Origin of the sequence: Brevundimonas sp. (assembly GCF_029945885.1) — a bacterium.
In the GTDB taxonomy this organism is placed as follows: domain Bacteria; phylum Pseudomonadota; class Alphaproteobacteria; order Caulobacterales; family Caulobacteraceae; genus Brevundimonas.
Map to the genome: position 1 here is coordinate 81,189 of NZ_JAQSDK010000002.1, position 12,918 is coordinate 94,106.

Annotated in this window: 13 protein-coding genes; 5 read left to right on the top strand and 8 right to left on the bottom strand. The window is 70.2% G+C overall.

Annotation, left to right across the window (positions count from 1 at the left end; genetic code table 11):
* Positions 1–4 precede the first annotated feature (4 nt).
* Together PSV00_RS00875 and purD are read left to right on the top strand one after the other, a co-directional pair.
* Positions 5–1,177: a carboxynorspermidine decarboxylase gene (locus PSV00_RS00875; protein ID WP_300443724.1), complete on the top strand. Its 1,173-nt coding sequence runs from the start codon at positions 5–7 to the stop codon at positions 1,175–1,177.
* A 90-nt stretch (positions 1,178–1,267) separates the two neighbouring features.
* On the top strand, positions 1,268–2,545 hold the full coding sequence (purD, locus tag PSV00_RS00880; RefSeq protein ID WP_300443726.1) for a phosphoribosylamine--glycine ligase: 1,278 nt from the start codon (positions 1,268–1,270) through the stop codon (positions 2,543–2,545).
* Positions 2,546–2,704: 159 nt separating this feature from the next.
* Here purD and PSV00_RS00885 read toward each other — a convergent pair whose 3' ends face one another.
* Positions 2,705–3,406, bottom strand: coding sequence for an FkbM family methyltransferase (locus PSV00_RS00885; RefSeq protein WP_300443728.1), 702 nt, complete (start codon positions 3,404–3,406; stop codon positions 2,705–2,707).
* Between the two features lie 206 nt (positions 3,407–3,612).
* Between PSV00_RS00885 and PSV00_RS00890 the strand changes: the two genes are divergently transcribed.
* Positions 3,613–4,272 carry a hemolysin III family protein gene (locus PSV00_RS00890; RefSeq protein WP_300443729.1) on the top strand — a complete coding sequence of 220 codons (660 nt, stop codon included), beginning with the start codon at positions 3,613–3,615 and terminating at the stop codon, positions 4,270–4,272.
* Between the two features lie 12 nt (positions 4,273–4,284).
* Here the strand turns inward: PSV00_RS00890 and PSV00_RS00895 are convergent, their stop codons facing one another.
* Positions 4,285–4,968: a murein L,D-transpeptidase catalytic domain-containing protein gene (locus PSV00_RS00895; RefSeq protein ID WP_300443731.1), complete on the bottom strand. Its 684-nt coding sequence runs from the start codon at positions 4,966–4,968 to the stop codon at positions 4,285–4,287.
* A gap of 115 nt (positions 4,969–5,083) precedes the next feature.
* Here PSV00_RS00895 and PSV00_RS00900 point away from each other — a divergent pair, with 115 nt between their 5' ends.
* Complete coding sequence (locus tag PSV00_RS00900) at positions 5,084–6,412, top strand: amidohydrolase family protein (RefSeq protein WP_300443734.1); 1,329 nt, start codon at positions 5,084–5,086, stop codon at positions 6,410–6,412.
* 115 nt (positions 6,413–6,527) lie between these two features.
* On the opposite strand, the gene lpxK is transcribed toward PSV00_RS00900, so the two are convergent.
* The 4 genes from lpxK to PSV00_RS00920 form a co-directional block, all read right to left on the bottom strand.
* On the bottom strand, positions 6,528–7,580 hold the full coding sequence (gene lpxK / locus PSV00_RS00905; protein ID WP_300443736.1) for a tetraacyldisaccharide 4'-kinase: 1,053 nt from the start codon (positions 7,578–7,580) through the stop codon (positions 6,528–6,530).
* On the bottom strand, positions 7,577–8,872 hold the full coding sequence (locus PSV00_RS00910; RefSeq protein WP_300443738.1) for a 3-deoxy-D-manno-octulosonic acid transferase: 1,296 nt from the start codon (positions 8,870–8,872) through the stop codon (positions 7,577–7,579). The genes lpxK and PSV00_RS00910 overlap by 4 nt, the downstream gene beginning before the upstream one ends.
* Before the next feature lies 1 nt (position 8,873).
* On the bottom strand, positions 8,874–9,560 hold the full coding sequence (locus PSV00_RS00915; protein ID WP_300443740.1) for a lysophospholipid acyltransferase family protein: 687 nt from the start codon (positions 9,558–9,560) through the stop codon (positions 8,874–8,876).
* A 211-nt stretch (positions 9,561–9,771) separates the two neighbouring features.
* Complete coding sequence (locus PSV00_RS00920; RefSeq protein WP_300443742.1) at positions 9,772–11,619, bottom strand: ABC transporter ATP-binding protein; 1,848 nt, start codon at positions 11,617–11,619, stop codon at positions 9,772–9,774.
* 78 nt (positions 11,620–11,697) lie between these two features.
* On the opposite strand from PSV00_RS00920, the gene PSV00_RS00925 reads away from it, so the two are divergent.
* Complete coding sequence (locus PSV00_RS00925) at positions 11,698–12,366, top strand: sulfur transferase domain-containing protein (RefSeq protein ID WP_300444279.1); 669 nt, start codon at positions 11,698–11,700, stop codon at positions 12,364–12,366.
* A gap of 3 nt (positions 12,367–12,369) precedes the next feature.
* Here PSV00_RS00925 and PSV00_RS00930 read toward each other — a convergent pair whose 3' ends face one another.
* Entirely contained in the window at positions 12,370–12,582 is a 213-nt protein-coding gene (locus PSV00_RS00930) for a hypothetical protein (RefSeq protein ID WP_300443744.1), read from the bottom strand.
* Between the two features lie 80 nt (positions 12,583–12,662).
* Complete coding sequence (locus PSV00_RS00935) at positions 12,663–12,911, bottom strand: DUF4170 domain-containing protein (RefSeq protein WP_300443746.1); 249 nt, start codon at positions 12,909–12,911, stop codon at positions 12,663–12,665.
* Positions 12,912–12,918 lie beyond the last annotated feature (7 nt).

Below are 12,918 nucleotides of genomic sequence, written 5' to 3' on the forward strand. Positions count from 1 at the left end.
GACGATGGAAACCAAGGCCGCCGGGCCCGGCGCATTCGCCCGTTTTGACCTGAGCCGCGTGCCGTCGCCCTGTTTCGTGGTCGATGCGGCGGCGGTGCGGAGCAACCTCGCCGTCCTGCAGGATGTGGGGGACCGGTCGGGGGCGAAGGTGCTGCTGGCGCTGAAGGCGTTTTCGATGTGGTCGCTGGGCGATCTGGTCGGGGACTATCTGGACGGGACCTGCGCCTCGGGCCTGTGGGAGGCGCGGCTGGCGCGGGAGCATTATCACGGCCATCTGACCACCTATTCGCCGGCCTACAGGCGCGCCGACCTGCCGGAGATCCTGCGGCTGTCGGATTCGGTGATCTTCAACGCGCCCGACCAGATGGCGCGCTTCGCCGACCTGATCGCGGAGGCGCGGGCGGCGGGTGAGGTGTTCGACATCGGCCTGCGGCTGAACCCGGAGCACAGCGAGGCCGAGGTGGCCAAATACGACCCCTGCCAGACCGGCTCGCGGCTGGGCTTTCCGGTGTCGCAGCTGAAGCCGGAGCATCTTGAGGGCGTCGACGGCCTGCATATCCATGCCCTGTGCGAACAGGGGTTCGAGCCGCTTGAGCGGATCTGGGCCTCGCTGGAGCCGAAGCTGGCCGGGATGACGGGCGGGCTGACCTGGCTGAACCTGGGGGGCGGGCACCACATCACCCGGGCCGACTATCGCCGCGACGACCTGGTCGCCCTGGTGCGCGGGATCAGCGAACGTCACGGGGTGCAGGTCTACCTGGAACCGGGTGAGGCCATCGCCCTGGACGCCGGCATCCTGGTCGGCGAGATCCTCGACACCTTCGACAACGGCATGGCGGTGGCGATCAGCGACCTGTCGGCCACCTGCCACATGCCCGATGTGATCGAGGCCCCGTACCGGCCGGCGCTGCTGGGCGAGGTCGCGGACGGGGTGACGGTGCGGATCGGCGGGCCGTCCTGCCTGGCCGGGGACATCATCGGCGACTATGGCTTTGCCGCCGCGCCCCAGCCGGGCGACCGCATCGCCTTCCTCGACCAGGCCCACTATTCGATGGTCAAGACCAACACCTTCAACGGCGTGCCCCTGCCGGCCATCGCCCTGTGGGACAGCGAGACCGACGCCCTGCGGCTGGTGCGTGAATTCGACTACACCGACTTCCGCGACCGGCTGTCCTGAGGGCATCGCCCGCGGCGGATTCCACCGTCAAACCGGCGTTGAGGCCCGCTGACGCTTGACCCGTCCGCCCGGGGCGGTCATGCCGCCTGAATGATTATCTTGCTTGTCGGATCGGGAGGGCGCGAACACGCCCTGGCCTGGAAGATTGCCCAGTCACCGCTGGTAAAACGGCTGGTCATCGCGCCCGGCAATCCGGGCATGGTCAAGCTGGGCGAACTGCGCACCGGGGTGAAGGCCGACGATGCCGAGGGGCTGGCGGCGCTGGCACGCGAGATCAAGGCCGATCTGGTGGTGGTCGGGCCTGAAACGGCCCTGGAGAAGGGTCTGGCCGACCGGCTGGCGGCGGCGGGCATCCCCTGTTTCGGCCCGACGAAGAAGGCGGCGCAGCTGGAAACCTCCAAGGCCTTTTCCAAGAGCTTCATGGAGAGGCACGAGATTCCGACGGCCGGCTATGGCGTCTATGAGCGGCTGCACGAGGCGCGCCAGGCGCTGGACGTGTTCAAACCCCCCTATGTGATCAAGGCCGACGGTCTGGCCGCCGGCAAGGGGGTGGCGATCAGCCCCGACAAGCGCGACGCCGAGGCCGAGATCGAGCGGATGCTGGGCGGCCGGTTCGGCAGCGCCGGGTCGCGGGTGGTGATCGAGGAGTTCATGGACGGCGAGGAGGGCTCGCTGTTCGCCCTGTGCGACGGGGAGCGGGCCGTGCTGCTGGGCGGGGCCCAGGACCACAAACGCGCCTTCGACGGCGACATGGGGCCCAATACCGGCGGCATGGGGGCCTATTCCCCCGCGCCGGTGTTCACGCCCGAGCTGGTCGAGGCGGCCGACCGGCTGGTGGTGCAGCCGACGCTGAAGGGGATGGTGGCCGAGGGCGCGCCCTATCGCGGCGTTCTGTACGTCGGGCTGATGGCCACGGCCGACGGGCCGAAGGTGGTCGAATACAACGCCCGCTTCGGGGATCCGGAATGCCAGGTGCTGATGATGCGGCTGGACGGGGACATCGTGCCCTATCTGCTGGCCTGCGCCCAGGGCGATGTCTCGGGCCTGCCGGGGCTGGGCTTTAAAGACCAGACGGTGATCTGCGTGGTTATGGCGGCCAAGGGCTATCCCGACAGCCCGCTGGAAGGCTCGATCATCCGCGGGGCCGAGCAGGATTTCGGTCCACACGTCCAGGTCTTCCACGCCGGCACCCGCCGGCGCGACGATGGCCAGCTGGTCGCGGCCGGGGGGCGGGTGCTGAACATCTGCGCCGCCGGAGACGACATCGTCCAGGCGCGCGAGCGGGCCTATGCCGCCGTGCGCAGGATCGACTGGCCCGGCGGCTTCTGCCGCAGCGACATCGGCTGGCGCGCGGTTGAGCGGGGGTAGCGGATTACCCTTGGGGTGAGGTCGGGGTGTTCGGCCTCTTCAAAGGTTGAGTCTGCGTGATCCGGGTCGCGTGCCGCGGTAAGATCCTGTCGGTCCGTCACGTGGCCCGGCACCGGGACCTGTGACGGCCGGTGAGCCGAACGGCCTGACGCGCCGCGCTCAGGCCGGGGTGAAGACGAAATTGTTGCAGTAGGTCGGGGCGGTCCAGAAGCGGTCGCCGACCGGCGACTGATGCACGGCCGGCTCGAACAGGGCGACGGGCACGGCGCGGCCGCGATCGAGGAAATGCCCGGCATAGCCCAGGTCGGCGAGGTAGTTCAGGCAGTCGGCGACCGTGCCCTGTTGCAGATGGCGCTGTTCGCATTCGATCAGCAGGACGGGGCGGTGCCGGCGCAGGATACGCTCGGCCCCCTTGAGGACGTCCAGCTCGCCACCCTCGACGTCGATCTTGAGCAGGGCGATCCGCTGGTCGGGCGGGAAATAGTCGTCCAGGGCGACGACGGAAATGGAGATGGCGCGGTCGTCCGCATGCTGGATCAGGCTGGCCTCGGGCGAGTTTTCCGACGGCACATACAGGTCGCGGGTGCCGGAGCTGTCGGACACGCCGGCCCGTTCGACGGTGACATTGGCCATACCGACCCGGCGGCAGGCGTCCGACAGATAGTCGGCCAGGCCCGGCTGGGGCTCGAAGGCCACGACCCGTCCGGCCCAGCGCGACATCCAGTAGAGGTAGCTGCCCTTGTTGGCACCGATGTCGCAGGCGACGTCGTCCGGGCCGAGGTTCCGGCGGATCGCCGCCAGTTCCGGTGCCTGGTCCCGAACGCGCGCGCGCCAGGCCCGCCACAGAAATCTCGCCTTCATGCCCGCGTCCCCACCAATTGGCCCGGTCCCGCCGGGGCGGGTCATGTCTGCTGCTATAGCGACAAATCGCGGAGCGAAAACCGGAATCTGGCCGCTGACGTCCGCCGTTCGGTCCGTGGAGACGGGCCGGGCCGATGTGCCGGTGTCGCCGGGCCCGCAGCCGTGGCATGTATCGGGAGCCCCCAACGGCCGCGATGGAGCCCCCCGTGCCTGACGTCCTGACGCCCGAACCGCCCAGCCACTATCGCGACGGCAGGGAGCGGCTGGCCGATCTGATCGTGCATCTGACCGGCCTGGCCCTGGCCCTGGTCGGGGGCGGGATGCTGCTGGGTCTGGCGATCGGCTTTGGCCATGTCGGGCGGCTGACGGCGGCGGCCATCTATGCGGTCGGGCTGTTGACCATGCTGGGGCTGTCGACGGCCTATAATTTCGCCGCCGCCCGGTTCCAGCCGCTGCTGCGCCGGTTCGACCATGCCGGCATCTTCATCATGATCGCGGGCTCCTATACGCCGTTCACGACCCAGCACCTGACCGGGGCCTGGGCCTGGGGGATGACGGCGGCGGTCTGGACCACGGCGCTCGTCGGGGCCGCGGCCAAGCTGCTGCTGCCGGGGCTGGGCAAGGGGTTCTGGATCGCCATCTATATGGCGCTGGGCTGGCTGATGGTGATCGCCATCCAGCCCTTCACGCAGAGCCTGGGGCTGGCCCCGCTGATCCTGCTGGCGGTCGGGGGGCTGATGTATTCGGTGGGGGTGATCTTCTACGCCAACAAACAGATGCGCTACCGGCGCGCGATCTGGCACGGCCATGTGGTGGCGGCGGCGGCCGTCCACTGGGTGGCGGTGTTGCTGGCCGTGATCAAATAGGCCTGAGCCGGCTCAGGCCCCGGCGAACAGCAGCCGGCCTTCGCCCATCCGCTGGCGCAGGGCGGGCAGGTCGAGATGGGAGACCGAGAAACAGCCGTAGCTGCGACCCAGCTTGCCTTCGCGGGCCAGGAATTCGGGGTCGGCATAGTCGGCCCCGTGCACGATGATGGCCCGTTCGCGGGCCTTGTCGTTGGAATATTCCAGACCGTCGAGCAGGACGTTGGGGCCCTGCTGCGCGCCATAGTTGGCCCCGGCGGTGGCATAGGCCCCGACCGAGGACATGTAGCTCTCGGGCGTGTTGGAGAAGTTGCGGGCATAGCCGGAATGGGCCGGATCGGATCCCTTGCCGTGGCAGGTGCGGAAGGCGGTGACGCCGCCGCCGACCAGATCGACCTCGAACAGCCGTTCCTCGCCCGAGAAACGCTTGAAATCGACCAGATACATGCGGTCGCGCAGCGGCACCCGGCGGTGGTGGATGTCGAGGGCGGCCATGGCGCGGGCCATCAGGGCCGCGGGGACCAGACCATTGGGGTCGAGCGGCGGGGCGATGACCTGGGCGGTGGAGATCGGGGCGGCGGCCCCCGGAGCGGCCAGGGGGGCGGCCACGGACGCGAGCGGCGTCCCGGTCGACGCGGTGGCGCAACCCGTAAGCAGGGCCGAACCGCCAAGAATGATGCCTCGTCTCGATAGCCGCATGCGACGCCCTCAACAATGATGACCGGTTGTTTCACGAACCGATGCCCCGGTTCAACCTGAGCCTTGGCGGAAACCGCAAGGCGAGTATGGTGCCAACCTGTTCAGGGAGGGTTTCGTGAAACCATTAATGCTGGCCATTGCGGCCATTGTGTTTGCTGCAGCGCCGGCCAGCGCCCGGCAAACGTCCGTAACCCCTACGGCTTCCCCTGATGGGGGAACCGTGTTCGTGCAGGCGGGGCGGGTTCTGGCCGACCCGTCGACGGGAATTGTGCTGCGCGATAAAACTCTCGTGATCAGAGGGAACCAGGTCGTCGAAATCCGCGACGGCTTCGTTTCCGGCAGCGAAACCGGCGATCGGACCGTGGATCTGCGCGACGGCTTCGTCCTGCCGGGACTGATTGACAGCCATGTGCATCTGACCAGCCAGCAGAACCCGAACCAGCGTCTGGAAGAGGTGACCCAGTCCAGCGCCGACCAGGCCATTCGCGGGGCCCTCTATGCCCGCCGGACCCTGATGGCCGGCTTTACCACCGTCGCCGATCTGGGCGCGGCCAATGACGCCATCTTCGCCCTGCGCGACGGGATCGCGGCCGGCGAGGTCCCGGGACCCCGGGTGATCGCTTCCGGATCGGCGGTCTCGATCCACGGCGGCCACGGCGACATCAACGGCTTCCGCGAAGACGTCATGCATCTGCTGTCGTCCGAGAGCGTCTGTTCCGGGCCGGAGGACTGTATGCGCGCGGTGCGGACCCAGGTCCGGGCCGGGGCCGACATCATCAAGATCACGGCCACGGGCGGGGTGCTGTCGAACACGGCCGCCGGTCTGGGCCAGCAGTTCGCCGACGCCGAACTGGCCGCGATCGTCGAGGTCGCGCACCGGATGGGCCGTCAGGTCACCGCCCACGCCCACGGCGTCGACGGCATCAACGCCTTCCTGCGTGCCGGCGGCGACTCGATCGAGCACGGCACCTATCTGGATGCGGAATCGATCCGGTTGTTCCGGCGCGAGGGCACCTATCTGGTGCCGACGCTGCTGGCCGGGGATTTCGTGGCCCGCATCGCCGCCGGTCCGGACAATTTCTTCACCCCGGCCCAGACGGCCAAGGCGCTGGAAGCGGGTCCAAAGATGCTGGACATGGCGCGCCGCGCCCATGACGGCGGCGTGCGCATCGCCTTCGGCACCGACAGCGGCGTCTCGGCCCACGGTGACAACGCCCGGGAGTTCGCCCTGCTGGTTCAGGCCGGGATGACCCCGCTGGAGGCGGTACGGTCAGCCACGGTGGTGGCGGCCGACCATCTGCGGATTGCCGGTCAGGCCGGTCGGATCACCGTCGGCATGCCGGCCGATCTGATCGCCGTGTCCGGGGACCCGCTCAGCGACGTCACCGTGCTGGAACATGTGCGCTTCGTGATGAAGGGCGGGGTGGTTTACCGGGAAGAGTAGAGATCCTTCTCCCCTTGCGGGAGAAGGTCGCAGGCCGAAGGCCTGACGGATGAGGGGTCACACCGGCGGGTTCCGTCGGGCCGTCGTTGGATGAGGCCAAGGTCGGAGAGACCCCTCATCCGACCCGCTGCGCAGTCATCCCTTCTCCCGCAAGGGGAGAAGGGATGACTGCGGCGGCCAGCAGCTCTGTGAACCCCGCCTCATCGTCAAAGACCGCCGTCACCGGCCATGAGATCACGCGCTCGCGCCATTCCGGGGGCAGGCGGGACCAGTCCTTTTCGGTGGTGATCAGCCGGGCGTCGAATACGGCGGCCCGGTCGGTCAGGGCGCGCAGGTCGGCCTCGCGGAAGGCGGCGTGGTCGGGGAAGGCGGCGAATTCGACCAGATCGGCCCCGGCGGCCTTCAGGGCGCGCTCGACCTTCCACGGCTTGGCGATGCCGGCGAAGCCCATCAACGGGCCGGACGGCGGCGCGGCGGCGGGCTGCAGCCGGGCGATGAAGACCGGCAGGGCCCCGAAGGTGGCGACCAGTTCCGGATCGGCCGCGGCCATGTCGGCGGGCAGCAGGATGACCACGGCGTCGGCGCGGGCCAGGCCGGCCTGCAGCGGTTCGCGCATCGGGCCGGACGGGAAGACCGCCCCGTCGCCGAACGGCCATTCATGGTCGCGGGTCTCGCCGTCGACGATGATCAGGCTGAGCGTCTTGGCCAGCGCCGGATTCTGATGGCCGTCGTCCAGCACCACGGCTTCGGCTCCGGCAGCAGCGGCGGCGCGGGCCCCGGCGACGCGGTCGTGGGCGATCCAGGCGGGACTGTCGAGGGCCAGCATCAGCGGTTCGTCACCGACGTCGGCGGCGGTGTGGACGGCGGGATCGACACGGACCGGCCCCGCGAGCCGGCCGCCATAGCCGCGCGACAGGGCCTGGGCCTCGATCCCGGCGGCGCGCAGCAGGCGCAGGACCTCACGCGCGACCGGGGTCTTGCCCGAGCCGCCGACGGTCAGATTGCCGATCGAGATCACCGGGACGCCCACGGCCTCGGGCGTGGTGCGGGCGATGCGGCGGGCGGTGACGGCGGCCCAGAGCCAGCCGGCCGGGCGCAGCAGCATCCGCGTCACCGGCGCGTGGCGGCGTTCGCGGTCATACCACCAGCGGGGCGTCGACAGGCTCATCGGCGTTTCCGGGGCGGGGCCGGCGGCAGCAGGGACTGGAGCGCGGCCCACAGCCGGTCGAGACCGGCCCCGGCCTCGGCGGCGGCGCGGCGGCCGCGGTCGCCCATAGCCCTGGCCGCCACCGGGTCAGCCAGCAGCGGGGCGATGATCGCGGGCAGGTCGGCGGGCGAGCGGGCCACGGCCAGACCTCCGGCCTCGACCAGGGTGCGGGTGATGGCGGACCAGTTGGAGACATCGGGGCCGGTGACGGCCGGCTTGCCCAGCCGGGCCGGTTCCAGCGGATTGTGGCCGCCGACCGGCGGCTTCTCCAGCGCGGCGGAGAAGGAACCGCCCATCACCACGACATCGGCCAGGCGCAGGAACAGCCCCATCTCGCCGAGGGTGTCGGCCAGATAGATGTCGGTGCGGGAATCGAGCGGCTGGCCCGAGGCGCGACCGGCGATTTTGAAGCCCTCGCGGGTCAGGGCGGCGGCGATGGCGGCGCTGCGTTCAGGGTGGCGCGGCACCAGGATCAGGCACAGACGGTCGGCCAGGGCGTCCAGGGCCCGCACCAGGGCCAGTTCCTCGCCATCGTGGGTGCTGGCGGCGACCACGACCGGCCGCTCGCCGATGGCGGCGCTGAGGGCGGTGAAGGCGGCGCGGTCATGGGGCAGGGGCGCGCCGGACAGTTTCAGGTTCACCTGGCCGTCGATGCGGGCCCCGAGGCCTTCCAGCCGGGCCGCGGACGGATCGTCCTGCGGCAGGATGAGGGCGAAGGCCCCGAGCAGGCGCCGGGCGGCCCCCGGCACCCGGGCCCAGCCGGCGGCGGTCCTGTCGGTGATCCGGGCGCTGACCAGGGCCAGGTTCGCGCCGCGGGCCCGGGCGGCGAGGATCAGATTGGGCCACAGCTCGCTCTCGACGAAGACGCCCAGCGTCGGCTGCCAGTGGTCGAGGAAGGCCGCCACGGCCCCGGGGGTGTCGACCGGGGCGAACTGGTGGATCACGCCGGGTGGCAGGCGCCGGGCCAGCAGGGTGGCTGAGGTCAATGTGCCGGAGGTGACGAGAACAGTCAGGTCAGGGCGCTCGCGCACGAACCGTTCGGCCAACGGCAGCAGGGACAGGGTCTCGCCGACGCTGACCCCGTGCAGCCAGACCAGGTCGCCGGCGGGCCGTTTCAGGCCGGCGACGCCCAGGCGTTCGTCGACGCGGGCGGCGTCCTCCTTGCCCTGTTTGACGCGGGCGTCCAGCAGGCGCGGGGCCAGAGGCTCCAGCAGCCGGGTGGCCAGGCGATAGAGGAACAGGGCCGGGCTCACGTCAGACCCGTTCCAGACCGACGAGGGCGTCCGCCTCGGCCTCGACGGCATTCAGGCGATCGGTCCAGTCGCGGGCGACCTGGGCCGGGTCGACCCCTTCGGGATAGTCGGTGCGGTCCCAGACGATGGCCCCGCGCCCGAACGGCAGGGGCAGCAGGGCCCGGTCCCAGCTGTTCAGCCGGATGGCGGGGTTGCAGGACAGGCCGACCAGCAGGACCGGAACCTTTGACAGCCGGGCCAGCAGGGGCGTGCCCTCGGCCATCTTCCGGGCCGGTCCGCGCGGACCGTCCGGGGTGATGGCCAGACCCCCGACCTTGAGCTGGCGCAGGCCGTCGCGCAGGGCCTGGGAGCCGCCCTTGGCGCGATCGGCCTTGTCCTTGTTGGCCGAGGAGCCGCGCACGGCGGGGAAGCCCTGCAGGGCCACGGCCCGGGCGATGAACTGGCCGTCCGGGCTGAGCGAGATCAGGGCCTTGGGAGACTGGGCCCGGTCGAGGGGCCAGCAGGCCGGACTGAGACCGATGCGCGAGTGCCAGAAGGCGCACAGTACGCCGCTGTCGCTGTCCCAGACGGTCTCGGCCGCCGCCGCATTGACGTGGGTCCAGCGGATGGTGGCGAAGCAGAACTGCATCCACCGGGCCAGAAGCCAGGCCAGCACGGCCTGGATGACCGGGTTGCGCAGCGGCCTCATGGGGCCACGCCCGAAAGCCCTCCCCTCGAGGGGGAGGGTTGGGTTGGGTGGGCGCACGATGGTCGTGATGGGGTCACGAGACCCAGTCGGAGTCCTGAAGCCTCACGGATGTCGGCGTGCCTCCACCCCATCCCCCGACCGTTCGTCGGCTCGCCTCCGGCGACCCTTCCTCCACCCCCTCGAGGGGCAGGGGAGATGTTCGGGCCTCCCATCAACTGACCGCCGCCACGCTGACGGGATCGCCGTCCAGGGACTGTTGTCTGGCCAGGCGCGAATACAGGCCGCCGAGACGGACCAGCTGGTCGTGGCTGCCGGTCTCGACGATACGGCCGTCGGCGATGACGTGGATGCGGTCGGCGTTGCGAACCGTGGACAGGCGGTGGGCGATCATCAGGGTGGCGCGGCCCTGCATCAGCCGCTCCAGCGCCGCCTGGACCAGGGCCTCGCTCTCGGTGTCCAGCGCCGAGGTGGCCTCGTCCAGCAGCAGGATCGGGGCGTCCTTGAGGAAGGCACGGGCGATGGCGATGCGCTGACGCTGGCCGCCGGAGAGACGCAGCCCGGCCTCGCCGGCCCGGGTGCCATAGCCCTGGGGCAGGGCGGTGATGAACTCATGGGCGGCGGCGGCCTGGGCCGCCTCGACGATGGCCTCGGCGGCCGCGCCCGGGCGGCCATAGGCGATGTTGGCGGCGATGGTGTCGTCGAACAGGAAGGGCTCCTGGGTCACCAGGGCGATGCGGGCGCGCAGGTCATGGATCCGGAGGTTGCGGATGTCCTCGCCATTGATGGTCACCGCCCCCGAGGTCACGTCATAGAAGCGCGGCAGCAGGGACAGCAGGGTGCTCTTGCCGCCGCCGGACGGGCCGACCAGGGCCACGGTCTCGCCGGGGGCGACGCTCAGCGACACATCCGCCAGGGTCGGGGCCCCGCCACCGGTCGCCGGGGCATAGGCGAAGGCGACGCGATCGAAGGCGATGGTGGTCGGACCCTCGGCCAGGGCGTGGGCATCGGCGGCCTCGCGGATCTCGGGCTGGATGTCGAGGGCCGCGAACAGCCGACGCGCGGCGGTCAGGCCCTCGGCCATCACCGTCTGCAGATTGGTCACCTGGCGCAGCGACTGGCCGGCGGCCATCAGCAGGGCGATGAAGGCCGCGAAGGCCCCGACGGTGATGGAGCCGTCCTTGGCGCGCCAGCCGGCATAGGCCATCACGGCGGCGACCACGATCATGGCCACCAGATTGCTGGCCGGTCCGGCGAAGGCGCGGGCGTCGGCGCTCTTGATCACATGGCGCTGGCGGCGGTCGACGACCTCGGCCACCCGGGCCTCCTCGGCGGCCTCGCGATTCTCGATCTTGATCAGCCGGACCCCGTCGAGGTTCTCCATCAGGGCCGTCGACAGGTTTTCGGTCTCGGTCATGGCCCCACGCGTCGCCTTGCGCGTCCGTTTCGAGAAGCGGCGCATCACCAGGCTGACCGCGGGCACGCCCAGCAGGACGATCAGGGTCAGGTTCCGGTCGATGAAGGCCATGGCGGCGATCACGGCCAGCAGGGTCAGGGCGTTCTGGGTGTAGGCGACGACGCCGTTGGTGAAGGCCTCGCGCACCAGATTGGCGTCGAACAGGACCGAGGAGACGAAGCTGCCGGAATGCTGGCTGCGCAGTCGGGCCAGGTCGGCGCGGATCATGGCCGCGAACAGCCGGACCTGGATGTCACCGACGATGCCGTGGCCGAGGCGGTTGACGAGGGCGGCCTGGCACAGGGCGGCGACGGTCCAGACCAGGGCCACGGCGACGATGGTCAGCGGGATGGCCACCACGGCATGGCCGGGGGCGATGGTGATGAACCCCCAAAGCAGGATCGGCGTGTCCTGTTGCGCGAACAGGCCGTTGATGGCCGGCTCCAGCAGTTTCAGCGTCAGGGCCGACATCCCGCCGGCGATGGCGGCGCACAGCATCGAGGTGAACAGGGCGGCCTTGTGATGCGCCAGGTAGTCACGCCAGATCCGCGCCAGCAGCGGGCGGAGCGGCTCTTTCTCGTCGGCGGCGGGCGCGGGCGTGGTCATGGTTCTCGGTCGGACGGGACGGGCGGCAAGTCAAGCCGGGTGGATGACGCGCGCGGCCGGAGCCGCTATGGCCGTGACATGGCGCGATACGACCTGAGCACCCGGATAGGCCGATTCAAGGCGGGCTGGGACTATATCTGGCAGGACCATGCGTTTCTGCGGGTCTGGTTCATGAACGCCCACTGGCTGGGCCCCGATCTGGTGCGCACCAACCAGCCGTCGCCACGACAGCTGGCCCACTGGAAACGCCAGGGAATCCGGACGGTCATCAACCTGCGGGGCAGCGAGCGGGACGAGGCCTGGTTCGCGCTGGAGAAGGACGCCTGCGAACGGCTGGGCCTGACCCTGATCAGCGCGCCGCTGGATTCACGCGATCCGCCGCAGCGCGACCGCATCCACCGGGCGCGCGAGCTGTTCCGCACGATCGAATATCCGGCCCTGATCCACTGCAAGTCGGGGGCGGACCGGGCCGGGATGATGGCGGTCTTCTATCGCCATTTCCATCTGGGCGAACCGATGTCCGAGGCGATCGGCCAACTGTCCAAGACCTATCTGCACCACCGCGAGGGACTGACCGGGGTGCTGGACTATACGCTGGAGCTTTATCTGCGCGACATTGAACCGACCGGGGTCAGTTTCATCGACTGGGTCGACAGCGACGCCTACGATCCGAAGGCGATCCGGGCGGCGTTCAAGGCCGGCTGGTGGGGCACATTGCTGACCGAGAAACTGCTGCGCCGCGAATAGGGCTCAGCCCCAGGGGCCGCGCGGGCGGCCGCCGGGGCGGGGGGCGTCACCGCCCTGGCCCTGGCGCTGGGCGCGGCGGCCCGCCTCCCACGCCTTGAACCAGCGGGCGTAGTTGCGTTCGCGCGGCAGGACGAACAGCCAGAACACCAGCAGGGCCAGCAGCGAGGCGAGGGCGAACAGCGCCTGCCCGTCGAGGGTTTGGCCGAAAACGGTCATCTGGGGAACTCCGGGCAGGGGGCGGTCGTGCAGCGGTAGCGCGTCAGGCGCGCGACCGTTCCCGAAGGAGTCGGTCAGAGCTAGTGGGCGTCGCCGCGCGGGTCGATCATCCGGTGCGCATGCAGGATGAAATAGCGCATATGGGCATTGTCGACCGTGGCCTGGGCCCGGGCCTTCCACACCTTTTTCGCCTCGTCATAGCTGCCGTAGGCCCCGACGAATTCGACCTTGGACAGGTCGCGGAACACCGGGGCGTCGAGGTGGCGCAATTCGCCGCCGATGACGAGGTGCAGCAGCTGCGGGGATTCGGTTTCGACGGGAGCGGTCATGCGGGGC

Coding starts and splice junctions, on each gene's coding strand:
- PSV00_RS00875 (WP_300443724.1), top strand. CDS start 5: ATGGAAACCAAGGCCGCCGGGCCCGGCGCATTCGCCCGTTTTGACCTG.
- purD (WP_300443726.1), top strand. CDS start 1,268: ATGATTATCTTGCTTGTCGGATCGGGAGGGCGCGAACACGCCCTGGCC.
- PSV00_RS00885 (WP_300443728.1), bottom strand. CDS start 3,406: ATGAAGGCGAGATTTCTGTGGCGGGCCTGGCGCGCGCGCGTTCGGGAC.
- PSV00_RS00895 (WP_300443731.1), bottom strand. CDS start 4,968: ATGCGGCTATCGAGACGAGGCATCATTCTTGGCGGTTCGGCCCTGCTT.
- lpxK (WP_300443736.1), bottom strand. CDS start 7,580: ATGAGCCTGTCGACGCCCCGCTGGTGGTATGACCGCGAACGCCGCCAC.
- PSV00_RS00915 (WP_300443740.1), bottom strand. CDS start 9,560: ATGAGGCCGCTGCGCAACCCGGTCATCCAGGCCGTGCTGGCCTGGCTT.
- PSV00_RS00920 (WP_300443742.1), bottom strand. CDS start 11,619: ATGACCACGCCCGCGCCCGCCGCCGACGAGAAAGAGCCGCTCCGCCCG.
- PSV00_RS00925 (WP_300444279.1), top strand. CDS start 11,698: ATGGCGCGATACGACCTGAGCACCCGGATAGGCCGATTCAAGGCGGGC.
- PSV00_RS00930 (WP_300443744.1), bottom strand. CDS start 12,582: ATGACCGTTTTCGGCCAAACCCTCGACGGGCAGGCGCTGTTCGCCCTC.
- PSV00_RS00935 (WP_300443746.1), bottom strand. CDS start 12,911: ATGACCGCTCCCGTCGAAACCGAATCCCCGCAGCTGCTGCACCTCGTC.